General features: G+C 50.2%; 19 protein-coding genes. 7 read left to right on the top strand and 12 right to left on the bottom strand.

Annotated features, from left to right (window positions below; translation table 11 throughout):
- Positions 1–3 precede the first annotated feature (3 nt).
- Genes ACKU35_RS01665 through ACKU35_RS01655 form a run of 3 tightly spaced genes read left to right on the top strand, consistent with a single transcriptional unit; the run spans position 4 to position 7,457 of the window.
- The gene (locus ACKU35_RS01665; protein WP_319762519.1) at positions 4–5,310 is read left to right on the top strand and encodes a transporter substrate-binding domain-containing protein; all 5,307 of its coding nucleotides are present in this window, start codon (positions 4–6) and stop codon (positions 5,308–5,310) included.
- Positions 5,311–5,313: 3 nt separating this feature from the next.
- Positions 5,314–6,393, top strand: coding sequence for a two-component system response regulator (locus tag ACKU35_RS01660; protein WP_319762517.1), 1,080 nt, complete (start codon positions 5,314–5,316; stop codon positions 6,391–6,393).
- Between the two features lie 11 nt (positions 6,394–6,404).
- On the top strand, positions 6,405–7,457 hold the full coding sequence (locus ACKU35_RS01655; RefSeq protein ID WP_319762515.1) for a hybrid sensor histidine kinase/response regulator: 1,053 nt from the start codon (positions 6,405–6,407) through the stop codon (positions 7,455–7,457).
- Between the two features lie 7 nt (positions 7,458–7,464).
- On the opposite strand, the gene ACKU35_RS01650 is transcribed toward ACKU35_RS01655, so the two are convergent.
- Entirely contained in the window at positions 7,465–7,848 is a 384-nt protein-coding gene (locus ACKU35_RS01650; protein WP_319762513.1) for a response regulator, read from the bottom strand.
- A 113-nt stretch (positions 7,849–7,961) separates the two neighbouring features.
- Between ACKU35_RS01650 and ACKU35_RS01645 the strand changes: the two genes are divergently transcribed.
- From ACKU35_RS01645 to ACKU35_RS01635, 3 genes are all read left to right on the top strand, one after another.
- Positions 7,962–8,624 carry an HAD family hydrolase gene (locus tag ACKU35_RS01645; protein ID WP_319762511.1) on the top strand — a complete coding sequence of 221 codons (663 nt, stop codon included), beginning with the start codon at positions 7,962–7,964 and terminating at the stop codon, positions 8,622–8,624.
- A 213-nt stretch (positions 8,625–8,837) separates the two neighbouring features.
- Positions 8,838–9,242 carry a response regulator gene (locus ACKU35_RS01640; protein ID WP_319762509.1) on the top strand — a complete coding sequence of 135 codons (405 nt, stop codon included), beginning with the start codon at positions 8,838–8,840 and terminating at the stop codon, positions 9,240–9,242.
- Positions 9,235–10,107: a response regulator gene (locus tag ACKU35_RS01635; protein ID WP_319762507.1), complete on the top strand. Its 873-nt coding sequence runs from the start codon at positions 9,235–9,237 to the stop codon at positions 10,105–10,107. Before ACKU35_RS01640 ends, ACKU35_RS01635 begins: the two co-directional genes overlap by 8 nt.
- Positions 10,108–10,167: 60 nt before the next feature.
- Here ACKU35_RS01635 and ACKU35_RS01630 read toward each other — a convergent pair whose 3' ends face one another.
- The 10 genes from ACKU35_RS01630 to ACKU35_RS01585 form a co-directional block, all read right to left on the bottom strand.
- Positions 10,168–10,839, bottom strand: a complete 672-nt coding sequence (locus tag ACKU35_RS01630) for a D-lyxose/D-mannose family sugar isomerase (protein ID WP_319762505.1) — start codon at positions 10,837–10,839, stop codon at positions 10,168–10,170.
- Positions 10,840–10,861: 22 nt separating this feature from the next.
- Positions 10,862–11,746 (bottom strand): carbohydrate kinase, encoded by an 885-nt coding sequence (locus ACKU35_RS01625; RefSeq protein WP_319762503.1) that lies wholly within the window; start codon positions 11,744–11,746, stop codon positions 10,862–10,864.
- A 231-nt stretch (positions 11,747–11,977) separates the two neighbouring features.
- A complete protein-coding gene (locus tag ACKU35_RS01620) occupies positions 11,978–12,817 on the bottom strand; it encodes a carbohydrate ABC transporter permease (protein ID WP_319762502.1) in 840 nt (279 codons plus the stop codon).
- Positions 12,818–12,820: 3 nt separating this feature from the next.
- Positions 12,821–13,939 carry a sugar ABC transporter permease gene (locus tag ACKU35_RS01615; RefSeq protein WP_319762500.1) on the bottom strand — a complete coding sequence of 373 codons (1,119 nt, stop codon included), beginning with the start codon at positions 13,937–13,939 and terminating at the stop codon, positions 12,821–12,823.
- Between the two features lie 123 nt (positions 13,940–14,062).
- Positions 14,063–15,325 carry an extracellular solute-binding protein gene (locus tag ACKU35_RS01610; protein WP_319762498.1) on the bottom strand — a complete coding sequence of 421 codons (1,263 nt, stop codon included), beginning with the start codon at positions 15,323–15,325 and terminating at the stop codon, positions 14,063–14,065.
- A 73-nt stretch (positions 15,326–15,398) separates the two neighbouring features.
- Positions 15,399–16,496: a sn-glycerol-3-phosphate ABC transporter ATP-binding protein UgpC gene (locus ACKU35_RS01605; RefSeq protein WP_319762496.1), complete on the bottom strand. Its 1,098-nt coding sequence runs from the start codon at positions 16,494–16,496 to the stop codon at positions 15,399–15,401.
- Between the two features lie 104 nt (positions 16,497–16,600).
- The gene (locus tag ACKU35_RS01600) at positions 16,601–17,620 is read right to left on the bottom strand and encodes an aldose epimerase family protein (protein WP_319762494.1); all 1,020 of its coding nucleotides are present in this window, start codon (positions 17,618–17,620) and stop codon (positions 16,601–16,603) included.
- Positions 17,620–18,642, bottom strand: coding sequence for a LacI family DNA-binding transcriptional regulator (locus ACKU35_RS01595; protein WP_319762492.1), 1,023 nt, complete (start codon positions 18,640–18,642; stop codon positions 17,620–17,622). The genes ACKU35_RS01600 and ACKU35_RS01595 overlap by 1 nt, the downstream gene beginning before the upstream one ends.
- Position 18,643: 1 nt before the next feature.
- Positions 18,644–19,972, bottom strand: coding sequence for a galactokinase family protein (locus ACKU35_RS01590; protein ID WP_319762490.1), 1,329 nt, complete (start codon positions 19,970–19,972; stop codon positions 18,644–18,646).
- Position 19,973: 1 nt separating this feature from the next.
- Entirely contained in the window at positions 19,974–21,023 is a 1,050-nt protein-coding gene (locus ACKU35_RS01585) for a UDP-glucose--hexose-1-phosphate uridylyltransferase (protein WP_319762488.1), read from the bottom strand.
- A gap of 254 nt (positions 21,024–21,277) precedes the next feature.
- Here ACKU35_RS01585 and ade point away from each other — a divergent pair, with 254 nt between their 5' ends.
- Complete coding sequence (ade, locus tag ACKU35_RS01580) at positions 21,278–22,978, top strand: adenine deaminase (RefSeq protein ID WP_319762486.1); 1,701 nt, start codon at positions 21,278–21,280, stop codon at positions 22,976–22,978.
- A gap of 28 nt (positions 22,979–23,006) precedes the next feature.
- Here the strand turns inward: ade and ACKU35_RS01575 are convergent, their stop codons facing one another.
- Complete coding sequence (locus ACKU35_RS01575) at positions 23,007–24,950, bottom strand: aldehyde ferredoxin oxidoreductase family protein (RefSeq protein WP_319762484.1); 1,944 nt, start codon at positions 24,948–24,950, stop codon at positions 23,007–23,009.
- Positions 24,951–24,968 lie beyond the last annotated feature (18 nt).

Genomic DNA, 24,968 nt, shown 5'->3' with positions numbered 1-24,968 from the left:
ATTATGAAGCGTTTAGTTTTTGTGATTACCCTTGTTCTTATCCTTTCTGCTCAAATCACGTATGCAGCTAAACAGGTAAAAGATTCTCTTTCCGTAGTCTATTGTGAAGATTGCCAGCCTTTTGAGTTCCGTAACAAAGATGGTAATCCAGATGGGTTGATAATGGATTACTGGAAGCTCTGGTCGAAAAAAAACGGCACCAGGCTGAATTTCAAGGCCGCCCCGTGGGGAGAAACCCTGCGTATGGTCAATGAAGGAAGGGCCGATGCCCATGCCGGGCTTTTTTACAGCACTAAGAGGGACGAAAGCCTCGATTTCGGTAGATCTTTAGCCAGAGCCGATACCCATATATTTTATCATAAAGCGCTTCCGTTTGATGGGGATGAAGGGCTCCTTGCCTATCGGGTAGGTGTTATTTCCGGCGATCTCAGCGCGGAGTTCATACGTGAAAAATATCCGAAAATAGCTTTAGCAGAATATCCTGACTTTGAATCCATGATGGCTGATCTTGAAAGCGGTATGCTCAAATCATTTGTGAGTGAAACCCTGATCGGGATGTTTCATCTGCGCAAACATAATCTTCTGACAAAATTTCAATTTAAGGAGGGAAAGCCCCTTTATCGTAACGACTGGATGGTAGCCGTACCTGATGGCCGGTCTGAAGCACTCGCTACAATTAATGCGGGCTTTGAAAAGATAACCCCGAAAGAAAGGCGGACGATAAATCATAAGTGGGTTACTGCAGCAAAAGGAGCCGACCCGAACAGCCTGACCATTGCTATTAACCTCGACTATCCTCCTTTTTCACTACTCGGACCGGACGGGGAACCGATAGGATTGCTGGTTGATCTGTGGAAAGCATGGAGTGCGCAGACAGGCATTGCCATCGACTTTTTGCCGGAAAGCTGGGTCGGAACTATGGAAGCGGTAAGAAACGGTAATGCTGATATTCATTCCGGGTTGTTTCGTTCAAAGGAGAGAGAAAAATTTTTGGGGTTTTCCCGGCCGTTGTTCAAGGTGGATTCGGCTTTGTTTCACCGGGTTGATCATGATTTGCCCGGTGGATTGGCAAAAATAGGCGGTAAAAAGGTCGCAGTTCTGGAAGGCTCATATCAGCATAGCTACCTGATAAATACTTTTCCGAATGTTGAGGCCGTTGCTTACCGGAACAGTGAAACAATGGTTTTGGATGTATTGAAAAATAAAGTTGATGCCCTGCTGTACGAAGTGCTGCCGGTTGAGTCCGAGCTGGAGAGCTGGCAGATGAAAGGGGCTCTGACCAAGTCTGAAGATACTGAATTTTCCAATTATATTCATGCCGGTATGCTTAAAGGCCGGCGGGAGTTGTTAAAAAAGGTAAACGCCGGGCTGAGGGCGCTTCCCTCTAAGGTTTTGGCGGATATCGAAAAACGCTGGGTTTCGGATCCAGCCGAGCGCTATTATTCCTCGGACAGCAAATCCTTTAATCCCGGAGCTGATGATTTAAAATGGCTGGATGAACATCCTCAAATCAAAATCGCAATTATGAACGCATGGCCTCCGCTGGATTATGTTAACGGACGCGGCGAACCGGAAGGCTTAGGCGTTGATTACATTAAGCTGCTCAATAAGCGGCTTGGCAACCGGCTCAAAATAGTGCCCGGACCTTTCAAGGATAGTCTGGAAGCTGTTAAGGATAAACGCCTTGATGCTCTCATGGATGTCACTCCCAAGAAAGAGCGTGAATCGTATCTTGAGTTTTCCTCCCCGTACATGGTTATTCCCCATGTGATAGTAGGCCGGACCGATGCCCCTGAGCTTACCGTGGAAAAAGATCTTGCGGAAAAGAGGATTGCCCTTGAACGCGGTTTTTTTAATGTGAAAGATTTTAAGGATAACTATCCCCGGACGCGAGTTAAGGAATATCCGGACACCCTTTCGGCTTTGGAAGCCGTTGCCCGTGGTGACGCTGATGCTTACGTGGGCAACAGGGCCGTGGCTACCTATCTTATCGAGGTTAATCTGCTGAATAATCTGGAAGTGCAGGGCAAAATAAAACGCAAAGGATCTGTGCTGGCTATCGGGGTGCGTAAGGATTGGCCTGAGCTTGCCGGTATTCTGGATCGGGCCCTGAAATCTATCAGCCGTGATGAAGAACGCGAAGTTCTTAAAAGATGGACAGGAGAAGGAAAGCGCAGACATGTTGATCTAAGCCGCGCGGAACAACTCTGGCTGCGGTCCAGTCCGATTATCCGTTTCAGTGTGGACCCTGACTGGCTTCCTCTTGAATGTATTGTCCCCGGATCACAAAAATATGAGGGAATTTCCGCCGATCTGCTGCGGCTGGTGGCTGATCGGACCGGGCTTTCACTCAAGCTGGTTCCTACAAAAGAATGGAAGGAATCCGTTGCTCTGGCCAAGGAAGGGAAAACCGATATGCTGGCTGCGGCCAGTGAAACAGATGAGCGTAAACAGTTCCTGAATTTTTCCGAACCCTACATAACGTTATCGGAAGTGGTGGTTGTTCGGCAGGATATGCCTTTTCTTTCAGGTTTGGAAGATCTGTCCGGAATGCGGGTTGGGGTCAGCAGCGGCAACGCAGCGCATAAATATTTGAAAAAAAATTATCCGCAATTGGAGTTGGTGCCTATCTCCGGTGCATTGAACGGATTGAAGCAGGTGGCAAAGGGTCGGATTGATGCCTATGTGGGTGCCCTCGAGGTCCTAGGGTATCTGATCAACCAGAACGGCCTGTACAATCTTAAAGTCGCTATGCAACTGCCCTTTAAACGTCCATTGCGCTTTGCGGTCCGTAAGCAGATGTCACCATATCTGCTCTCCATTCTCAATAAGGGGATCAACTCTATTACCGAGAGGGAAGCTGAAACGATCATCCGTAAGTGGATCAGTCTTCGGGTTAAGAGCGGAGTCGATTTATGGCTGGTTGCCAAAATTATATTCGGCTTAGTTTTTGTTGTCGGGTTGATACTCTTTGTCGTCGTCAGGGCTAACAGGCGTCTGGCCGGGGAAGTGCAGATGCGTATTGAAGCCGAGCAGGAAATGCTCATAGCCCGTGACAGGGCCGAAGAGGCGACAAAGGCCAAAAGTGATTTTCTGGCCCGTATGAGTCATGAGATCAGGACTCCGATGAATGCCATTATCGGCATGAGTTATCTTGTTATGCAGACAGAGCTGACCGCAAAACAGCATGACTATCTTTCCAAAATAAAATCAGGGGCCAATAATCTGCTTGGAATCATTAATGATATTCTTGATTTCTCCAAAATAGAGGCCGGGAAGATGGATATAGAAAAAGTTCCTTTCCGGCTGGATGAAATCATGGATAATCTGGCGAGCGTAGTGGCGCTCAATGCTGAAGAGAAAGGTCTGGAAGTGCTTTTCCATGTCAGCCCCGAGGTGCCGAATGATCTGATCGGAGATCCTCTCCGTCTGGGACAGGTGCTTATCAATCTTGCCAACAACGCGACCAAATTTACTGAAAAGGGCGATATTGTTCTTTCTGTGTCCAAACAGGATGAGACAGATGATTCCGTTACTTTGTTTTTTTCTGTGACTGATTCCGGAATAGGTATGACCGAAGAGCAGATGAACAGGCTCTTCAAATCCTTTTCACAGGCTGACGGGTCTACCACCCGCAAATACGGCGGAACCGGGCTGGGACTGGCGATCTGCAAGCGTATTGTGGAAATGATGGACGGAAATATCAGTGTGCAAAGCCGCCCCGGAGAGGGCTCGACTTTCGCCTTTACTATTGTTCTCGGTAAAACAGACATAGCCCCGGTCGGGTACATACCTGCTGCCGATCTTCGCGGTCTGCGGGCGTTGGTAGTGGATGATAATCCCACTGCACAGACCATTTTGTCTGAAGCGCTGGCGAGTATGAGTTTTAAGGTCAGCACCGCTTCATCCGGTTATAAGGGGCTGGAAATGCTTGAGCAGGCTGCCGCCGCAGGCGAACCTTATGAGCTGGTTATACTGGACTGGAAAATGCCCGGTATGGACGGAATTGAAACCGCCAAGCGCATTGAGAATATGTCCGACCACAACCTGCCTAAAATCCTGATGGTCAGCGCCTACGGACGTGAAGAAATTATGAAGCAGGCTGAAGGGTCAGGTCTGGAAGCATTTCTGATCAAACCGGTCAATCAGTCGGTTCTCTTCGACACCATCATGGGAGTTTTCGGCCATGATGTGGAGCGCAAGACAAAAAGGGCGTTGCTCTTCTCTCAAGAAACTGAAGGGTTAAATGAAATACGCGGGGCAAAAGTCCTGCTGGCGGAAGACAATGAGATCAATCAGCAGATAGCCGTGGAATTGCTGGAGAAAGCCGGCATGGTGGTTGATGTCGTTTTCAATGGCCGGGAAGCGGTCCAAAGCATTATGAAAAATAAGTACGATCTGGCTTTTATGGATATCCAGATGCCGGAGCTGGACGGTCTATCCGCGACAATGAAAATCAGGGAAAAGGGATTGGACCCTGAAACTCTGCCCATAGTTGCCATGACAGCGCACGCAATGGCCGGGGACCGTGAAAAGAGCCTTGCAGCGGGAATGAATGACCATATAACCAAGCCCATCGACCCGGACGTGCTGCTGGCGACGCTTGTAAAGTGGATAAGTCCCGGTGAACGGGAACTCCCTGAAAACTATGTCTCAGTTACGGAACAGAAGGACCGGGAACTGGCGGAAAGCGGGCTGCCGCTGGAAGGCATAACGGGAATTAATGTAAAGTCCGGCCTGAGTAAGGTTTCCGGTAACCGGGAGCTGTATCAGAAGCTGCTTAAACAGTTCGGCTCCAAGTATCTTGCCTCGGTTGATGATATTCGCGAGCAGCTTGATTCTGCTGACTATGAAACCGCCACCCGGACTGCCCATACAGTTAAGGGGGTGGCCGCAAATCTTGGGGCGGACGAACTGTCTAAAGTCTCCGCCGAGGTTGAACGAGCCTTGCGGGCCGGAAAAAAGGATGTGGATGAGCTACTGGCTGATATGTCCGTTCAATTGGAAATTGTAGGCAAAGCTCTGGATGAATTTTTCCCTGAATCTGAAGAGGCCCGGCCGTCCGAAACCGTGGCTGCCGGACCTGATCCGGATGAATTGCGTAAGAAGTTGAAGGAATTTGATGTTCTCATTGATGAAAATGTTGCTCAAGCCATGGGATTTATCGGTGAAATAGAGAAAATGGTTGCCGGTACTGATATGGCCGGTCCTGTCAGTAATATAGTTCAGGCCATGGATGATTTTGAAACGGACGAAGCCCGCGACGCGGCCCGTTCCCTACTTGATACGCTTGCAGAGGAAGGAAGGTAGGCTATGAAACAGGTACTTATTGTTGATGATACTGTTGAGAATCTGCTGGCTTTGATGGAGACTCTCAAAAGTGATTATGCGGTAGTCACGGCAAAGAACGGGGAAAAAGCTCTGGAACTGGCAAGAAATAAACCCCAGCCGGATATCGTTCTGCTGGATATTATGATGCCCGGTATGGACGGCTATGAGGTTTGCGAAAAATTGAAAGCCGATATGCGGACTAAGGATATCCCGGTCATCTTCATCACGGCACTCATGGAAGAGGAAGATGAGGCCAGAGGGTTGGCGCTTGGCGCGGTTGATTTTATTGTAAAGCCTTTTTGTCCTGATCTGGTTAAAGCGAGGGTGAAGAACCACTTGGAGCTTAAGGAACATAAGGATAATCTGGAAAAGGTTGTCAAGGAGCGCACCAGAGAGCTTGCCCTGGTTAAGAAGGTTACTATCGAAACCTTTGCCGCACTGGCTGAATGGCGCGATCCTGAAACCGGGGGACACATCGCCCGGACTCAGAACTATGTAAAGGCTCTTGCGAAACATGCCATGAAACATGAAAATTTCGCTGCGGAGCTGAATGAAGAATTGATTGAAACTCTTTATCTTTCCGCCCCGTTGCACGATATAGGAAAGATTGCGGTTCCGGATGCCATTTTGCTCAAGCCCGGTAAACTTACAGGCGAAGAGTTTGAAGAAATGAAAAAACACGCGAAGTACGGCAGCGATGCTCTGGCCAATGCAGAGCGGTCTCTCGGCGGGAATTCATTTCTGCATAACGCTCGCGAAATTTCTCTTAACCATCACGAAAAGTGGGACGGCTCGGGATATCCGATGGGAATTTCGGGAGAAGATATTCCCCTTTCCGCCCGGATCATGGCCATTGCCGACGTGTATGACGCGTTGATTTCACGGAGAGTTTATAAGCCTCCTTTCCCTCATTCAAAGGCTGTGAGAATCATAACCGAAGGGCGCGGAACTCATTTTGATCCGCGTTTGGTGGACGTTTTCTGGGATATTCAGGAAGAATTCAGGGAAATTGCTCTTGAATTTGCTGATTTTGATGAGGAACGGGAAACCCTCAAGATGTAAAGGAAGAGCGAATGAGAGAGAAACAAACCGTGTTGGCCGTGGATGATGCCCCTGAGAACTTGCATGTACTTATGGAACTGCTTAAGGATGATTACGCCATAATCGCTGCCAAGGACGGTGAAAAGGCTTTAAGGCTGGCTGAAACCAAGACTCCGGATATCATTCTGCTGGATGTGATGATGCCGGGAATGGATGGCTACGAAGTTATTAGCCGTTTGAAATCAAATGAAAAAACTAAGGATATTCCGGTTATTTTCGTTACTTCCCTTAGTGAAGAGGGGGACGAAACCAAAGGTCTGGCCCTTGGCGCCATTGATTATATTACCAAGCCGTTCAACCCGGATATTGTCAAAGCAAGAGTAAGAAATCACCTTGAACTTAGGGAAGCCGTCCGTGTGCGGGAGGATGTGGAACGCATTATGCGCCATGATCTCAAATCACCGCTGACCAGTGTAATCAGCCTGCCGCAGTTAATCCTTATGTCCGGCGATTTTGATGCGAATATTAAATCAATGTTGAACCGCATTGAAGATGCCGGATATCTTTTGCTTTCCATGATCAATATGTCCACCGCCCTGTTCAAGATGGAGCGCGGAACTTATAGTTTTGTCCCGGAATCGATAGATTTGGCTGCCGTGGTCCGTAAGGTTTTTATAGGTCATGAAGACACAGCTCAGATGCGCGGGCTTGAACTAATTCTGGAAATTGGAGATGATCAGGCCGGCCCGGAACAGGAGTTTATCGTCTCGGCGGAAGAATTGTTATGCTATTCCATGCTTGGTAATCTGATCGGGAATGCCGTGGATGCCTGCCTCAAGGGGGGAGTAATCAAAGTCCGTCTGCAGCGGATTGATGATGCGGTGCACATTTCAGTTCATAATCCAGGTGAGGTCCCGGATGAGATTAAAACCAGATTTTTCTCAAAATATGCCACAGCAGGCAAAGACCGCGGAACCGGTTTGGGGACTTATTCTGCAAAACTGATAGCCAGGGCTCATAAGGGCGACATCTCCATGACCAGCATGGACGGCGAGGTTATTGTTACCGTGGTAATCCCGCAGTAAACTTCGTCTAGCCCGGGAAGATTTCTTTTATCTTTTTTTCCAGCGTCGCCGGAGTGAAGGGTTTGACAATATAGTTGGTGACTCCAGCGGATACAGCTTCAACAACGAGCTCCTGCTCCGCTTCTGCCGTGACCATTATCACTGGTAATTTTTCAAATTTTGGAGAGCTTCGTATTTCCCGTAGGCAGTCAATGCCGCTCATGCGCGGCATATTCCAGTCCAGAAGCACCAGCTCGGTGGAAGAATGTTCCTGAAGCTGCGCCAATGCCATGATGCCGTCTTCTGCATAATGGATATTGAAATAACCAAGCATGCGCATTATATCAGCTACTGTACGGCGCATGCTCTGATGGTCATCAACAATTAGTATACTTGCGTTTGTACTTAGCATGGTAATTCTCCGAGGGTATGGAATCTCTATATAATGGCTACCTTTTTTGGAGTATGAGAGCAATAGCCGCTACAAAATAATTTACATAATGAATATATTTTAAGGTATTAAAAATGGAATGTTCACTTGATTTTTCAGCTGTAATTTTTGATCTGGACGGCACGCTGCTGGATACTCTGGGAGAGATCGCGGCTGCCGGAAACGCCGCCTTATCCCGTATGGGATTTGAGCCTCATCCGGTGGATTCCTATCGTGATTTCGTAGGGTCCGGGGCAAAGAAACTGGCTTGGCGCGCACTTCCCGAAGGGCATCAGACACAGGATGCCTATGACCGTTTAGTCCCTATCTTACTGGAAGAATTTGAGCAGGGGCTTAATACCGTAGCCCGGCCCTACGGCGGTGTTCCTGAAATTCTCGCGGAATTTGCCGCTGCCGGAAAAAAGATGGCCGTACTCTCTAATAAACCCCATGAATTCACAGTGCAGGCAGTAAATAAATTCCTTCCGAAAGTAGATTTCTTTGCTGTCTACGGCGGGCGCAGGGATATTCCCTTAAAGCCTGAACCTGATGTCGCCCTTGAGCTTGCAAAAGCTATGGGTGCTGCCCCGGAAAGGACCCTGTTCGTCGGTGACTCCGATGTGGACATCAGAACCGGGATTAACGCGGGAATGATTGCCGTTGGTGCCGGATGGGGATTCCGCGGAGAGGGGGAGCTTGTTAAAGCAGGAGCCAATCTCGTTCTTGATACCCCGGCTGATCTTATCTCGCTGCTTTAATCTTTTCGTGTTCCCCATTAATAATGTACCCGGAGAGCGGTACAGTTGTATTTGTTTTCCAGAGAAGCTCTTTCAGGCTGTCGGGCAAGAAAATCAGTTTGCAGTCTGTCTGGGGAGAAATTTTGATATTTATAGGTAGATGATGTTTGTGTGAGAGGTGTTGCCGTGTTATCCTCCGGTAATATTCCGAAAACCAGCCAATGAGGTGGCCTAATGAAGATTCTGGTTGCTGAGGATGATTTTGCCTCAAGAAATTTTTTACATCTTTTTTTGCGTAAATACGGTGAAGTTGACGTAGCTGTTAACGGCGCTGAAGCCTTAAATGTTTTCAAGGCCGCTTTGAAGGAAAGAGATCCTTACCACTATGTATTTATGGACATTATGATGCCTGAGATGAACGGACTGGATGCAGCCCGTGAAATTAGAAATATTGAGCGCGAATTTAATGTTATTCCGGCGGAAGAAAGCGTGATCATAATGGCAACGGCTTTGTCGGACGTGAAAACGGTATTTGAAGCTTTTAACAAGAGTGAAGTTACGGACTACATTACAAAGCCTATTACTGTGGAAAATTTGACTGCCAAGCTGAAAGAAATAGGTCTTATAGAAAATGAGTGAAGGATTTGAACCGGAATTTTTTCTTAATGAGTTTGTACTGGAATGTCGTGAAGCAACAGAGCTTGCCGTGCAGGATGTTCTTAACCTTGAGGAAGCTCACGATCAGGACTCAATAGACCGCATCTTCAGGGCTCTGCATAGCATCAAGGGAAATTCCTCCATGCTGGGGCTGACGAACCTTTCAAAATTCGTGCATAAGGTTGAGGATGCCTGTGCCGACATAAGGTCCGGGCAAAGGGAGATCGACAAGAAGGGCATATCCGTACTGCTCAAGAGTTTTGACCAGATTGAAGCCGCCTTCGACAGCATAGTTGGGGAAGGGCATGACAAAATAGATTTCGGTCCGGGCTACAAACTCTTTGAGGAGAGTCCCGATGAATCCGCAGTTGAAAAGACTGCACCGGAGAAATCCGCGCCGACCGAACCTGATGACGCTAGAGTCGAGTTGAGGGAAAACCCCACAGCTTTGGTCGTTGATGACGATTTTACCAGCCGTAAGATTCTTACCACTTTTCTTTCAAAATATATGCCCTGCTATGTGGCCAAGGATGGCGTGGAGGCTATTCAGGCCGTTTCGGAAAGTCTTGCCGGGAACATTCCGCATTTTGATGTCATCATGCTTGATATCATGATGCCCAATATTGACGGCTTGCAGGCTTGCAAAGCTATCCGGCAGATGGAGCGCAGCAAAAATATGGATACCTTCGGTAAGGAATCCAAAATTTTCATAGCCAGCAGTCTGAATGACGATGAAAACATCCACAAGGCCGTCTATGAATGCCATGCCGACAGTTATCTGATAAAGCCGATCATGTTTGAAACTCTGCAGAAATTACTGGTGCGTTTTAAATTGATTGCGCCTTAACTGACAATAATATTTCAAAAAAATCCCGGATTGAAGTTGTTCAGTCCGGGATTTTTTTATTTATACGTACTTAGCATAGTCAGTGACCAGCAGATGAAGCGGTTCTTCGTCCTCGTCCACTTCTGGAAAACGCGGTAGCGGCTCATGGAAGCGGTTGTCTATGTTGTCGTCGTTGACCGCGCTGACTTCGCCGACCATCACATCGCCGGTTCCCTCTTCGCAATAAAAACAATGGTACATGCCCGGTTCAAGGCAGATTGATTCTCCCGGTTCGAGAACTATTTCTCCACCCGGCTGCACTGTACGCACAAAGCCGTCCACACTCACTTCCAAAGTCTGATCAGACATTGATTCATCGTCATTGGAACCGTAAAGTTTAATGACCAGATTGCCGCCTGCACGGTTGATGATGTCCTCGCGTTTGGACCAGTGGAAATGCATTGGGCAGAGCTGTCCTTCACGCAGGATCATGATTTTTTCGGCGTATGGTTTGGGATCCCCGGTCTTAAGGTTGCCGTTGCGGATGGTGAACAGAATGAGGCCCATTTTGTCAAAGTCGCCTTTGCCGTAATCAGTTAAATCCCAGCCGAGCATATTGCGCACAACTTCGCTTTCGCCTGTGCCTTTCCATTCTTGCGGTCCCCAGAAGGCCCATTTGGGAAGACTGAAACCGTGGCCGGCGTAAAATTCTTTGGCTTTGACGATAAGTGCGTTTATTTCACTTCTTTTCATTTTTCTGTCCTGTATTGAAAAATTATTTAATTAACTTAAATTCTGCAGGAATCGCGGGCATGGCCCCTTTGCAGGAACATACGTGAGCGGCCAGCCTGTTGGCGTGTTCGCTGATACTTTCAAGGGAATGTTCCAGCAGAAGGCCGATGGTGACTGACGCTGTGAATGAATCTCCCGCTCCGATTGTATCGGCGATATCCTTTACCGCAATGCCGGGATGTACAAGCTCTTCGCCTTTTCCGATGATCAGGCTGCCCTTGCTTCCACGGGTCAGCACCGAACACTTGAGGTTAAACTCGTCATGCAGTGTTTTCAGCATCTCCCGTTCATTGCCGACTAAGCCGAACATGGGAGCGATTACATTGATCTCGTCATCGTTCAGCTTTAAGACATCCGCCCGTTGCAGGGAGTCGCTAATGACTTCTTTGCTGTAAAAATTCTGGCGCAGATTCATGTCGTAAATTTTTAAAGCCTGCGGGGCCTTATCAAGAAAAGCCCGGATTTCTTCACGGCTTATCCGGCTGCGCTGGGCCAGAGTTCCGAAGCAGACCGCGTCCACTTCAGCGGCGAGACCTTTGGCGACATCGTTTAATTTTAAGTGATCCCACGCAATGTCTTCCGGGAAATGATAAGTAGCAACGCCTTGATCATCCAGCCGGGCTTCCACGTATCCAGTCTCATGATCAGGGTCAACGCTAACCCCCGAGAGACAAAGTTTCCGGTTCATAAGTTCACTTATGGCGCGTCGTCCGCGTTCATCATCCCCGATGGTCGAGATAGCCGCGCCGTCCGCCCCCAGCCGCCCGGCATGATATGCAAAATTGACCGGGGCACCGCCAATCTCTTCAGAATCAGCCAGTACGTCAAAAAGAATTTCACCAAGTCCCGCTATGAGGAGTTGTTTCATATATGTGCCTCCGGCGGCTGGGGAAGGGGAACTTTTGGGAAAAGTTCCTCTTCCCCAGACCTCATCCCTTCAAAACTTTTTATCAGGGCTTCGCCGCTTCGTATGTATTATTTGTTTTTTATCTGTGTATGTCTGTACGTTCAAGTCGTCGAAGACATACTGAAGGTTTTTGAAGAGTCCAGAGAAACTTTTTTCAAAAAGTTTCTTTGGCCCTCGGAGAGCCGCCGGAGGCTATTCTTTAACAGAACCGGCAAGCAATCCGCGAATAAAGTACCGTCCAAGGAAGATATATATCATGAGCACGGGTAAGGCGGCCATGATTGATCCTGCCATGGGTAGGTTCCAGCTTACGGCCTGTCCTCCCGCGAGCTGTGCTAAACCTACGGTTATGGGGTTGTCTTCGTGCCGGGTAAGGCAGATACCCCAGAGGAATTCGTTCCATATCTGGGTAACCTGCCAGAGGCTGGTGACCACGAAACCGGGTATGGACAGCGGGAATACGATTTTGGTGTAGATGGAGAAGAATCCGGCCCCGTCCAGTCGTGCCGATTCCACCAGCGCGGTGGGAATCTGGGCGTAGAAGTTACGAAAAATCAGCGAGGTTATGGGCAGTCCGTAAACCACGTGGGCGAGGATAAGGCCCGGCAGTCCTCCGTAAAGGTTCATGGCCCGCAGAGTCTGGAAAAGCGGGATCAGGATAACCTGATAGGGAATGAACATGCCGAAAAGGAACAGGGTGAAGATCAGTTCGCTGCCTTTGAATTTCCATTTGGAAAAAACGTAGCCGTTCAGTGAGCCAAGCACAGTTGAAAGTGTAGTTGCGCAGACTGTCAGGATTAATGAATTGGCTATGTCAGATTTCAGCAGTCCGAATGCCTGCGGAAAGCTGGCCCAGTTGAATTTATCCGGCAGTTCCCAAGAGGTGGGCAGACTGATTGTTGCTGGATCTTTCAGCGCGGTAACCACTGCCATATATGCAGGCATAAGGAAGAACAGGGCCAGCACGATAAGTGATCCGTAGAGCAGAATGGAGCCGGGGGTGATGGATGATTTTCGGGTAATTGTACTCATGGTTTATCCCCTTCTCCTTTGTTTGTACTGGCTGATTACATAAGGAACGATAAATGTTCCCGCCACAAGGAAAAGAACAATGGCGATAGCCGCGCCCCGGGCGAAATCGTTGGCCCGGAAGGTGGTCATGTACATGTTCAGGGCCGGGTGTCCGGTCTGGGCATTGTCCGGTCCGGTCATGGCGAAGATGATGTCGAACATTTTCAGCGAGATGTGCGAGAGTATGATCACCGCACTGATGGTGATCGGTTTAAGCATGGGGATAGCGACAAAGCGGTAGTAGTCGGTGGAGCTTGCCCCGTCGAGCATTGCCGCGTCGCGCAGATCCTGAGAAATACCGTTGAACCCTGCAAGGTAGAGGGCCATTGTGTAGCCGGCGTACTGCCAGACTGTAGCGATGATGATACCCAGTGTCGCCAGATTGAAGCCGTGCGTTTCTTCCATGAAAAGAGCCTGCGGAAGCAGGGAACCGCCCAGCCATGCCAGAGCGCCGATGACAACTCCGGGACCGAGCCAGCGTTTTACGGCTTTTTGCGGGTTGCCCTTAAGCAGGAACAGGCCGGTCAGAATCAGGATGAAAGCCGCGATATAAAGCAGAATCTGAAACAGGTTCTGCCAGTTGAATTCAAGTACGGCTTTTGTGGATGAGGTCCACTGGAAATCAAGTGCATCGAATCCGAAGTAGGTGGGCAGTATGTTGACCCCGCCCTGAGGGGCGAGCAGCCAGCGCCAGATGGTACCGGAAACGATAAAAGAGAGGGACATCGGGTAAAGGAAAATTGTACGCAGGATATCTTCACCCTTGGGTTTCTGATCCAGCAGGATGGCGATGAACATACCAAGTCCTATGGCACCGGCCAGCAGCATGACCGAGTAATAAACCGCGTTGACAAGATCCTGCCTGAAACCGCTGGAAAGGAATCCGTTGAAAAGATCCACGTAGTTGTCCAGACCGACGAAATTCTTTTGCGGATCAAGGGCCATAGACCCGGAACCGCCCCAGTCTGTCATGGAAATCCAGATGGTGTTGCCGATAAAACCGTATACAAATATTGCGATCAGGATGATTGATGGCAGAAGGGTTAAAAATGCCTTCAGCCTGTCCCGAGATGCTTCCCTCATAAACCGAACCCCTTTTGGGACCGCGCCGGAAATTTCCGGCGCGGTTTTTTTATTCTTTAATAGAATGCCTCCGGCGGCTTAAACCCTTATATTAGGCTTCGCCCCGCAGGTGGCAGACTGTCACTACTTGCCGATTTTGGCTTTGTCAGCCAACTGCTGGCAGGCCATGGCGGTAGCCTTGGCGTTTTTGGTCTTCAGGAACATTTCCATAACCTGTGCGAAGCCGCCCATGAAAGTTTCATTAGCTGCTGCGCCGTGGGCCAGAGAAGCGACCACGCGGTCTTTACTGAAGTCCTTAGCTGCGGACTGCAGGTAAGGATTGTATTTGCTGAGGTCGGTGTCCTTACGGGCGGAGATGGAACCCTTGAGCGGGTTGAAGGTATCACTGCCTTCTTTGGAACCGAGCACTTTCAGCCATGCAATTGCGTTCTCACGATGAGGTGCGCCTTTGGGCAGACCGAAAGAGTCTGCGAGGAACAGGAATTCACCGGTAGTGTCAGGAGAGGCAATCCAGCCGAAGTCCTTGCCGGGAGCCATCTTCTTGGTGGTAACCATGTAACCGGCTGCCCAGTCACCCATGATGTTGAAAGCCGCACGGCCATCGATAACCATATCGGTAGCCTGCTGCCATGAGAGGGATGCGGCGTCCTTGTTGGTGTACTTCAGAACCTTGCCGAAAAGTTCCCATGCCTTGATTACTTCAGGGCTGTTGAACTTCAGCTTGCCTGCCCAGAGGGCGTCCCAGTTGTCAGCACCAAGTGAAGCAAGAGCAACGGATTCCCAAAGGTGGTTGGCTGTCCAGTTCTGAGCCAGTGCGAGGGGCACGATGCCTTCTTTCTGGAGTTTGGGAGCGATTTTAAGGAAGTCGTCCCAGCTTTTAGGTGCAGCAACTCCCCATTTTTTAAGGTTTGCGGGGATGTACCACATCACGTTGGAGCGATGGATATTTACCGGAACAGACCAGATCCCCTTGTCAGTACCGATCAGTTTGACCAGTCCTTCGGGGAAAGCGTCCATCAGGCCCTGCTCTTTGAAAAGAAAGGTCAGATCTTCCATACGGTCGGCCTTTACCCATGTTCCGATAAGTTCCTGACCTGCGTGAACCTGAAAGCTGTCCGGTGGCTCACCGCCGAGCATACGGGTTTTGAGAACCGCTTTGGCGTTAACGCCGGAACCGCCGGTAACTGTGGCGTCAATGACGTTAACTTTGGGGTTCTGTTTTTTGTAAATTCCGATTAAGGCCTGCAGAGCCGGACCTTCATCACCTGCCCACCATGAGAAAATTTCCAGATCGCCTGTCAGTTCCTTGGCTTGTGAAACCTGCGGAACCGCCAGCAGCATAACCGCTGCGAGTACCAGACAAAATTTAATCAGGGATTGTTTCATGTTTCCTCCTAAATGTTAAAACAATCTACGTTATCCTTAAGCCTTTATAGTTCGACGCTTTTACCGGAATTATCTAGTAAAGCGCTTCCTGCGTTTCCGGGTCGAAAAGGACCATGCGGTCGAATTCAAATCCGATGGGTACGGTTTCTCCGGGATGGGCGATAACCCTGCCTTCCACCTCGGCCAGGAGCTCATTTTCACCGTCAATGATGATTTCGAGCAGGGAGTGGGCACCTAGAATTTCCGAAACAACCACCTCACCTTTGCACCACCAGTCTTTTGGCAGCCGTTCGATATTATCACCCATTTTGATACAGTCGGGACGCAGTCCGGCCAGTACCGGATCTCCGTCTTTCAAGTTCGGTCCCTGATGATCTCCCACGGGGAATCTGGAACTGCCCGCTACCACAAAGCGTTTGCCGTCAATCACCTGATGCACCCCTTTGAGTATATTCATGGGGGGGTTACCTATGAACTGGGCAACGAATACATTGTTCGGCCTTTCAAAGACTTCCACCGGAGTGCCCACCTGCTGAATGTATCCGTCTTTGAGGATGACAATGCGGTCGGCCAGAGTCATTGCTTCGATCTGGTCGTGGGTGACATAGATGGTTGTGGTTTTGAGCCGCATATGCATCTTGCGCAGCTCCATTCTCATCTGGGTGCGCAGCTGTGCATCGAGGTTGGAAAGCGGTTCATCAAAGAGAAAAACATCCGGGTTGCGGACCATGGCCCGTCCCATAGCCACTCGCTGACGCTGACCGCCGGAAAGTTCCGAGGGTTTGCGATGCAGATACGGTTCCAGCTCAAGAATTTTGGCTACTTCATCCACACGCTGCTGTATCTCGTCCTTGGATTTCTTGTGCATTTTAAGTGAGAAACCCATGTTTTCGGCAACGGTCATGTGCGGGTAGAGGGCGTAGTTCTGGAAAACCATGGCTACGTTGCGGTCTTTGGGGGAAACATTGGTGACTATCCGTTCCCCGATGGCTATGTCTCCGCCGCTGATGTCCTCAAGTCCTGCCACCATGCGCAGGAGGGTGGACTTGCCGCATCCCGAGGGACCGACCAGCACGATGAATTCGTTGTCGTTTACGGAAAGGTCCACACCGTGGATGACCTCGACTGATCCATAACGCTTGATGACGTTTTTAAGTTCTACGTTTGCCATGCTTAATTTCGCCTTGTTCGTTTTCCAGTTTTGGGTCCATCAAAATCATGGAGATGAAATCGATGTATAAAATTATCTACCTTGAGAACGTGGTACTGATCCTATCAGGAAACCCTGCGGAACCTGTACTCGGTTGAATGATTATACGTTTCTCCGGGATGCAGGATCACGGAGGGGAATTCGGGCCGGTTGACCGCATCGGGATACCCCATCGGTTCAATGCAGAATCCTGAACGGGGACCGTATTTTTGTCCGTATTTGCCGGGCGTTCCGGGAGCTATTCCTTCAGCGGTATAAAACTGCATTCCGGGCTGGCTGGTATGTATTTCCATCTCAAGCCCGGAGTCATCACCTCGTGCAACGGCTGCCGGAACGAGTTTCTCATTGTCCTTTTCCAGAATGAAAAAGCAGTCCAGAGCTGTCTTACCCAGCGGGGAGAAGTCCATGGAATCAGCCTCCGTGCCGGAAATATTGATAATTCTGCCGTCGGGAATAAGATTCGATCCGAGAGCGGTGCATTGTGCGGAGAAAATTTTGAGTTCGTGGTCATTGACCGGTTTACCGTCACCATTGAGATTGAAGTAGGGGTGGGCGGTCATACTCAGCGGGGTAGGCTGGTCTGTTGTTGCCCGGTAGGAAATAATGAGGGCTGTCTTGTTCAGGGTGAAGGTTGTTTCCGCAAGCAGGTTGCCGGGATACCCGTTTGAGCCGTCCGGAGAGTGTAGGGAAAGGGTTACGGATGGTGCGTGCTCGTCTTGATTGATTGCGCGGACTTCCCAGTTGCGGCTGTTGAATCCCTTATCGCCGCCATGCAGGTGATTGCGGCCTTCGTTGCGGTCAAGTTTAAATTCCTGTCCGGAAATTTTGAATTGAGCATTTGAAATACGTCCGGCAACACGTCCCACCGTGGCTCCTGAATAGGTCCCGTCGGTCAGATATCCACGTAAAGAATCAAAGCCCAGCACCACATCTGTCTTTTTGCCGTCCAGCAGGATTTCCAGAGCGGTCAGGGAGGCTCCGTAAGTAGATATCTGTGCCCTGAAACCGGTGCTGTTTTTGAGGGTCAGGAAGCGAACTTCCTCACCTGCGGGAGTTTTTCCCCATGACTTTTGTGTAACGGTCATCACTTTTTTTCCTTGTAGCTTGAACCGCGCAGGAGGAGTTCAGTTTCAAGAGTGATTGTTTCGGGCCGGAAATTTTCTTTTTCATGCAATTGCTTAAGGAGCAGGGTCGCTGCCGCCTTACCCATTTCAAACGCGGGCTGAGCTACCGAGCTGAGGCCCGGCTCAATGAGAGCTGATTCGGGAGAACCGGAAAAACCGGCCAGAGCCACATCCTCGGGGATGCGCAGGCCTTCTTCGCGAAACCGGCAGAAAGCGCCGACAGCAACCGGATCATTGATGCACAGTATCGCATCCGGCGGGTTGTCCATTTTCAGGTATTCTTCGGCCCCTATCCTCCCGTTGCGACCCCGGCAGCCTCCGATATTGATATGAAGCTCCGGGTAAAAGGGAACCCCGTGATTTTTCAGGGCCTGCCGGTAACCGTTGAAGCGCAGTTTGTTCATGGTAATGCCTTCACTTCCGGCAAGAAATCCGATGCGTTTGTACCCCCGGTCGATGAGGTGGGAAGTCATTTGGTAAGATGCACGGAAATCGTCGATGACCACTTTCCCGGTATCAAGCTCATCAATCACCCGGTCAAACTGGATAAGCGGGATGCCCTGTTTCATCAGGGCTCTGATGTGTTCCCAAGTTGTGGTTTCAAGTGAAACAGCCATAAGTACTCCGGCAACCCTGTTGGCAGCCAGAGCCTTGGTCGTTACTATTTCACGCTGCAGGGTCTCATTGGATTGGCAGACCATGATAATGTAGCCGGCATTGTATGCGATTTCCTCAATACCGCTGATGACTGTGGCAAAAAAATTGTGTTTGATTTCAGGGACGATGACCCCGATTACCTTGCTGCTTTGTTTCTTCAGGCTCTGGGCGATAGGGTTTGGCTGATAGCCGTATTTGTCCGCCGCTTCCATGACCAGTTTTTTGGTTTTATCACTGATATCAGGATGATCATGCAGGGCTCGTGAAACCGTCGATGCAGAGATGCCCAGTTTCTTTGCGAGGTCTTTCAGCGTCACATGTCCCATACTAAGCCTCCGTTCCTTTGTCGGGTATGGTCAGGAATTCATTGCCCGGCTGGCGGATGCATAGTTCAATTACTGAATTCTCGCCGAAAACGTTTTCCATTAAATGTTTGTATCTTCCGAAATCTCTTTCGTGGATATAAGCTTGAATGGTTCCTGCAAAGCCTCCTCCGTGAACTCTGCCCACTCCATTCGTGCCGAGAGTCAGCTCCGTCAGGTTCAGGGCCAGAGGTATAGGCTGTTTTCTGGGTGTTGCGGGGCTATAGCAGTTTTGCAGCAGGGAGCAGGAAGAGTGGCCTGATTCGGCGACAAGGCGCAGAAATTCAGGCATGTTACCTTCGTGCAGGGCTGCGGCTTGTTGCTGGGCCCGCTCATTTTCACCAATGAAATGCATTAATCGCAGAATCGCCCGGTCCCCGGCGAGTTGCCGGATGCGGTCAATGTTATCCAGAACATTGTTCAGAGTTAATCCTTTTGCCTGATCCTGCCCGCAGCTCCGCGCACCCTGATACATTTCTTCCGGGATGGCGGCGTAATCAGGAGTCATGTCCGAATGACTGCCGCCGGTATTGATGACGCAAAGCCGGAACCCTGTGCCATAAAATCCGGCGGTTCGGTTTTGAGTATCAAAGCCCGGAGACACTCTTGTGATTCCCGGATTGTCCGGGTCGGCAAAGTCAATGGATAGAATCCCCTCGAATGAGCAGGCCATCTGGTCCATGAAACCGCAGGGTTTATTGAAATGTATATTCTCCGCCTGTTTGGCGATGCGGGCGATCTGGAGCGGGTCGACTTTTGCTCCGTTAAAAAGATAGCTGAAAATCCGGCCCACAAGCACTTCAAATGCCGCGGAGGAACTCAGCCCGGCCCCTGCTGGAATGGTGCTGTGCACGCAGGCGTTGAATCCGCCTGTTTTAAATCCCAGCTTACGGAATCCGTCTGCAACACCGCGTACAATGGCGGCACTTGTTTCATTCTCTTCCTTGCGGGGAGTTGTCTCTGAAATATCAACAATGATGGGATTGTAACCTTCGGAAATAATGGTCGCCACATTCCCTTCCGCCGGGGAAAACACGGCAAGACAGTCCAGATTTACGGCTGCTGCCAGAACATGTCCGTGGTTGTGATCGGTATGGTTTCCCCCCATTTCCGTGCGGCCCGGAGCACTGGCAAAACAGATCTGTTTAGGGGAGAAGGCTTTTTCCATATCAAGGAGCAGTTTTTCCATGCGCGTGCGAGACTCGCTCAGTCTGGACCATGAATGGTTCAGGCCGAAAATACGGTCAAATCCATTCTGCTCCAGATGTTTACGGTAAGCCTCAACTGAATGCATGTTATTCTCCCCGGTCCAAATAATGTTTTTCCGGTAGATCACGCAGTCGCTGCGCGCTCTGTTCGGCGGTGATATCCCGCTGCGGCATGCCCAGCATCTCAAAACCGACCATGAATTTTTTCACAGTGGCAGACCGCAGCAGAGGCGGGTAGTAGTGAATATGCCAATGCCAGTGCTTGCTCTCTTCATTGTCTGTCGGCATCTGGTGGATGCCCATTGAGTAGGGAAATGATGTCTCGAAAAGATTATCGTAGCGGATGCCCATGCGTATCAAAGCATCGGCAAGGTCTTCACGTTGGGCGGCGTCCATCCGGCTGATGGCGCCCATGTGGACTTTAGGCAGGAGCATTGTTTCAAAAGGCCAGACAGCCCAGAAGGGGACAAGGGCGACAAAGGATTCGTTTTCAAAAATTATCCGCTCTTTATTTTCCCGTTCCCGCTTTACGTAGCGGCACAAAAGGCACTCCCCGTTTTCTTCCAGATATTCACGCTGGCGATTATCTTCGGCTTCAGGGATTACCGGTATGGAACCGGTCGCCCAGATCTGCCCGTGAGGATGAGGGTTGGAGCAGCCCATGATGTCACCCCGGTTTTCAAAAATCTGCACGTAGCCGATGTCTTCGCGTTTTCCCAACTCATCGAACTGGGCACACCAAGCGTCGACCACCTTGCGTACCGCTTGCGGTTGCATGCGTGAAATCGTCAAGTCGTGGCGGGGAGAGAAACAGATCACCCGGCAGATACCGTTTTCCGGTTCCACTTTAAAGAGATTGTCGGCATCACTGAAGCCTTCCACAGATTCACTTAGAAGGGCGGGGAAATCATTGTCGAAAATAAAAACGTCTGTGTAGTCGGGGTTATGCGCGCCCTGATTGCGGCTGTTTCCGGGGCAGAGATAACATTTATCGTCATACTCGGGCAGGGTGTTAGATGCACTTTTTTCCTGCTTTCCCTGCCATGGACGCTTGGTTCGGTGTGGAGAAACCAGCACCCATTCGCCGGTCAGGGGGTTGAATCTTTTGTGCGGGTAGTCCTGAAAATTTTTGCTCATTTTTCCTGCCTGAATCGTCCTTTTCCAGATTATGCAAATGGTTATGCAAACGTAACCGCAAACGTTTTCGGAAATATTGCCTCAAGCTGATTATCTTGTCAATAAGCCCTAATTAAAAAGTCATATCCTTTTTATTCTTAATTAACTCGGCTGGGTGATGTGAATTCATGATCCTTGTGTTCGTAAGGCTGTTATGTACTGGTGAAAGGTGTTAAAATACAGGCAGTGTATTGTTTCTTAACACCGGAGTGGTTATGCAGCTGTCTAAAATGATAGATCAAGCCCGTGGTCTTGAAAAAGCGGATCTGGTTATCCGAAATTGCCGGGTGGTAAATGTGCTCAGTGGTGAAATCCATGAGTCCGATGTGGGAATTGCCGGAGGAATATTTCTCGGTTTTGGTGATTACAAGGCTGAAAGAGTATTTGATGCCGGAGGACGTTTTTTGCTTCCGGGGCTTGTGGAGGGGCATATCCACATAGAATCAACCCTGCTGACTCCGCCTCATTTTGCACAGGCAGTTGCCGCAAGGGGCACCGCTGCCGTGGTTTGCGATCCACATGAAATAGCCAATGTGTCGGGTTCTGCCGGAGTGGAATATATGCTGGAGGTCTCCCGCAATCTGCCTGTTTCCATATTTTTTATGTTTCCGTCATGTGTGCCGGCTACCGCACTGGAGACTTCCGGTGCTGTGCTCAGTGCCGGTGATTTTGAACATTTCCGTCGGCTTTATCCTGAGCGTATTCTCGGGCTGGCGGAGATGATGAATTTTCCCGGGGTGCTGGCGAAGGACCCGGAAGTATTATCCAAGCTCGAAGCGGCTAAAGGACACAGGATAGACGGGCATGCCCCGCTTCTTTCGGGGCTGGATTTGAATGCTTACATTCTGGCCGGGCCGCGCAGTGATCATGAATGCTCCAACACTCCGGAAGCGATGGAAAAAATGCGCTCAGGAATGCATCTGATGATGCGTGAAGGATCGCTTGAGCGTAATATGGAAGATTTGCTCGGCATGGTTAATGATTTCAATTCCCAGAATATTTCCATCGTCACCGATGATCGTAACGTGCTGGATCTGCGGGAGAACGGGCATCTTGATTACGGGCTGCGTCGCGCTGTGGCCCTCGGTATGGACCCGGTGCGGGCGGTGCAGATGGTTTCCATCAATACTGCCCGCTATTTCGGACTTAGCGGATACGGGGCCATCGCTCCGGGGTTCCGGGCCAATTGTTTCCTAGTGGATGATCTTAAAGAATTCGCCGTTGAAAATGTCTTTATTGAAGGCCAATTTCTGGAAGAACTATGCTTTGAATCTGACGCCGGTTTTCCGCCGCTCAGTTCCATGAATATAGGGAGCGAAATTGATGAAAGTATGTTTAGGCCGGAAGAGGGGCGCGGAAATATCAGGGTTATCGGTGTCTCCCGCGGACAATTGTTGACTGAGAATCTGGAATTGGAACCGTTGCTTGAAGGAGGTCAGCCCATTGCCGATCCATCGCGGGATATATGTAAGCTTACGGTTATTGAGCGTCATACGGCGACAGGAAACCGGGCTACCGGTTTTGTTCGCGGGCTGGGGCTTTCCTGCGGTGCTATTGCCGGAACCGTAGCGCACGATTCACATAATCTGGTTGTGGCCGGGATGAATGATGTCGATATGGTGCTGGCCGCGCGTGAAGTAGCGCGCATAGGCGGAGGTTTTACCGTGGTACGTTCTGGCGAAGTTCTGGGGACACTGTCCCTGCCTGTTGCCGGATTGATGAGCGATAAAGGGTTGGATGAAGTAGCTGAGGCAGTACGCGGTCTGGACCGGGCGACAAAGCAGTTGGGGTGTTCTTATAATCCTTTCATGCAGATTTCTTTTCTGGCCCTCCCGGTAATCCCCAGCCTTAAACTTACCGACCGGGGATTAGTGGATGTGGCTGCATTTGATTTTACGGGGTTATGGGTCAAATGAGTAAAGTCATTATGAACGGTTGATGTACCTAACTTCGATTTCCTCCATGAGGATAATTTTCCAGTTTCCACATGGGTGGGCCATCCCATTGTTTGTAACCGTTATCCGCGTTTAGGACCTGATCCACAAATGCCAGTCCCAGTTCCGTAAGCCGTTTCGGGGTAGGCCGCCCCTGCCGGTCGTAGCCTCGCAGTTCATAATAACGGCTTAAATGTTCTTCATGCTTTTCCAGATCGGCCCGGCCTTCTGCCGTGTCCCGGATGTCCGGTTTTTGCGGCATGCAGTCATCTTTACGGCTTATGCCCTGACGTATGTTGAATGCGTGTTCCAGTGCGTAAACCCGGTCAGCAGCCTGCTCAAGTTTTTCGGTTGTGTACCCTATGCCTGTTGCCGCACTCAGCAGCTCAGCCAGACCTTCAAAAATAGGTTTCTTCCAGACCAGCGGTACCGCGCTGATCCAGTTGTTCACCGCGCCCTTGCAGCGTCCGATGCAGTCCGCCAGTGTGGTCATGCGTTCGCCGGTGATTACTGCCGGGGCCGGATTTTCATCCGGGTTTTCCTGCAGCAGACCCTGTTCATTTAGTATAGGGAACATGTCCGGGTCCGGTTGGCTGAAAGCCCATGACCGGCCACGCAGATGATCGGCTCCTCGGGTGGAGGTCGCGTGAGCCAGCGAAAAGATTCCGCTGGGATAAGGACCGCGCGAAAGCCCTTTGACATGGTAGCAATAATCCATTGCCTGCCCGCCTAACCGCTTGGCTAGAGTATACATGCCTTCAGCCACGAGGTTGCCCAGTCCTTGACGCTGAGCGGTGCGGTGCAGCAGCTCAATCTGGTCCGCGTGATTCTGCCAGCTCAGATCAAGGCCGTCCGTCAGTTCCCCCTCCAGCAGTCCCCTGTTGTATAAATCCTTAAGCATGGCGATGGTGTTACCAAGGGCCAGCACGTCCATGCCGTAGATATCACATATGTTTTCCATCTCCATTATCGCTACCGGATCGGTTATCCCGCAATTGGTGCCGAGACAGAATATACATTCGTATTCCATTGCCTTACCCGATTCTCCGGCCCTTTTGCCGGAAGGTATGCGGTAATGATCCTTACAGCGAACATGGCATCCGTGGCATCCGTGGCGACCCAGCGAAAATCTTTTCCACGATTCCGGGCGCAATTCATCCGGCACATCCTCAGCCTTCCAGAATTCTTTGTAGTTACGGAATCCCGGTTCCCACATCATCATGCCGATATGGGTCCCGTATTGTCCGACCACTTCACGTTGAAAATCGGAATTACGAAAAAATTCCCGGTCTTCGGCAGCCATTTTCCTGAACGCATTTTCGTCTGCCAGTGAAATTCTTCCACTGCCTTTGACAACAATAGCCTTAATCTTTTTGGACCCGAGCACCGCGCCTGACCCACGGGCGGCGGAAGCGTATTTATCAATCATGGTTGTAGCCATGCGAACCAGATTCTCACCCGCCAGACCGATGCATGCTACACTGGCGGATTTGCCGTGTCTTTCGCGTAGTCTGTCCGTGCTTTCCCAGACCGAGAGTCCCCAGAGTTCTTCGGCATCAAGCAGCTCCGCCTTGTTGTTTTCAACGAGCAGGTAACAGGGGGAGTCCGCAACTCCGCTGATGACAATCTGATCCAGCCCGGCTCGTTTCATCATAAACGCCATTGATCCACCGGCATTACCATCCCCCAGGATGCCGGAGTACGGAGAGAGGGTGCTGACTTCAACCCGCCCGGTCAACCCGAGAGGAGTGCCCGAAAGTGGGCCGGCTCCAAGGCAGTACACATTTTCAGGCCCGAGTGGATCAATCTGCGGGCTGATTTCATTGAACAGGACCAGTGAGTTTAATCCGCGTCCGCCGAGGAAGTCCCGCGCAGTTCGGGGGTCAAGCGCACGTCTTTCTATTTCAGTCTTTTCCAGATCAACCCTCAGTATCCAGCCAGCCCAGCCATGCATAGTGCCTCCTTTTTTAGG

The sequence above is a fragment of the Maridesulfovibrio sp. genome (assembly GCF_963676065.1).
GTDB lineage: Bacteria > Desulfobacterota > Desulfovibrionia > Desulfovibrionales > Desulfovibrionaceae > Maridesulfovibrio.
This window is presented reverse-complemented; position numbering and strand designations above follow the sequence as displayed.

Coding starts and splice junctions, on each gene's coding strand:
- ACKU35_RS01665 (WP_319762519.1), top strand. CDS start 4: ATGAAGCGTTTAGTTTTTGTGATTACCCTTGTTCTTATCCTTTCTGCT.
- ACKU35_RS01660 (WP_319762517.1), top strand. CDS start 5,314: ATGAAACAGGTACTTATTGTTGATGATACTGTTGAGAATCTGCTGGCT.
- ACKU35_RS01655 (WP_319762515.1), top strand. CDS start 6,405: ATGAGAGAGAAACAAACCGTGTTGGCCGTGGATGATGCCCCTGAGAAC.
- ACKU35_RS01650 (WP_319762513.1), bottom strand. CDS start 7,848: ATGCTAAGTACAAACGCAAGTATACTAATTGTTGATGACCATCAGAGC.
- ACKU35_RS01645 (WP_319762511.1), top strand. CDS start 7,962: ATGGAATGTTCACTTGATTTTTCAGCTGTAATTTTTGATCTGGACGGC.
- ACKU35_RS01640 (WP_319762509.1), top strand. CDS start 8,838: ATGAAGATTCTGGTTGCTGAGGATGATTTTGCCTCAAGAAATTTTTTA.
- ACKU35_RS01635 (WP_319762507.1), top strand. CDS start 9,235: ATGAGTGAAGGATTTGAACCGGAATTTTTTCTTAATGAGTTTGTACTG.
- ACKU35_RS01630 (WP_319762505.1), bottom strand. CDS start 10,839: ATGAAAAGAAGTGAAATAAACGCACTTATCGTCAAAGCCAAAGAATTT.
- ACKU35_RS01625 (WP_319762503.1), bottom strand. CDS start 11,746: ATGAAACAACTCCTCATAGCGGGACTTGGTGAAATTCTTTTTGACGTA.
- ACKU35_RS01620 (WP_319762502.1), bottom strand. CDS start 12,817: ATGAGTACAATTACCCGAAAATCATCCATCACCCCCGGCTCCATTCTG.
- ACKU35_RS01615 (WP_319762500.1), bottom strand. CDS start 13,939: ATGAGGGAAGCATCTCGGGACAGGCTGAAGGCATTTTTAACCCTTCTG.
- ACKU35_RS01610 (WP_319762498.1), bottom strand. CDS start 15,325: ATGAAACAATCCCTGATTAAATTTTGTCTGGTACTCGCAGCGGTTATG.
- ACKU35_RS01605 (WP_319762496.1), bottom strand. CDS start 16,496: ATGGCAAACGTAGAACTTAAAAACGTCATCAAGCGTTATGGATCAGTC.
- ACKU35_RS01600 (WP_319762494.1), bottom strand. CDS start 17,620: ATGACCGTTACACAAAAGTCATGGGGAAAAACTCCCGCAGGTGAGGAA.
- ACKU35_RS01595 (WP_319762492.1), bottom strand. CDS start 18,642: ATGGGACATGTGACGCTGAAAGACCTCGCAAAGAAACTGGGCATCTCT.
- ACKU35_RS01590 (WP_319762490.1), bottom strand. CDS start 19,972: ATGCATTCAGTTGAGGCTTACCGTAAACATCTGGAGCAGAATGGATTT.
- ACKU35_RS01585 (WP_319762488.1), bottom strand. CDS start 21,023: ATGAGCAAAAATTTTCAGGACTACCCGCACAAAAGATTCAACCCCCTG.
- ade (WP_319762486.1), top strand. CDS start 21,278: ATGCAGCTGTCTAAAATGATAGATCAAGCCCGTGGTCTTGAAAAAGCG.
- ACKU35_RS01575 (WP_319762484.1), bottom strand. CDS start 24,950: ATGCATGGCTGGGCTGGCTGGATACTGAGGGTTGATCTGGAAAAGACT.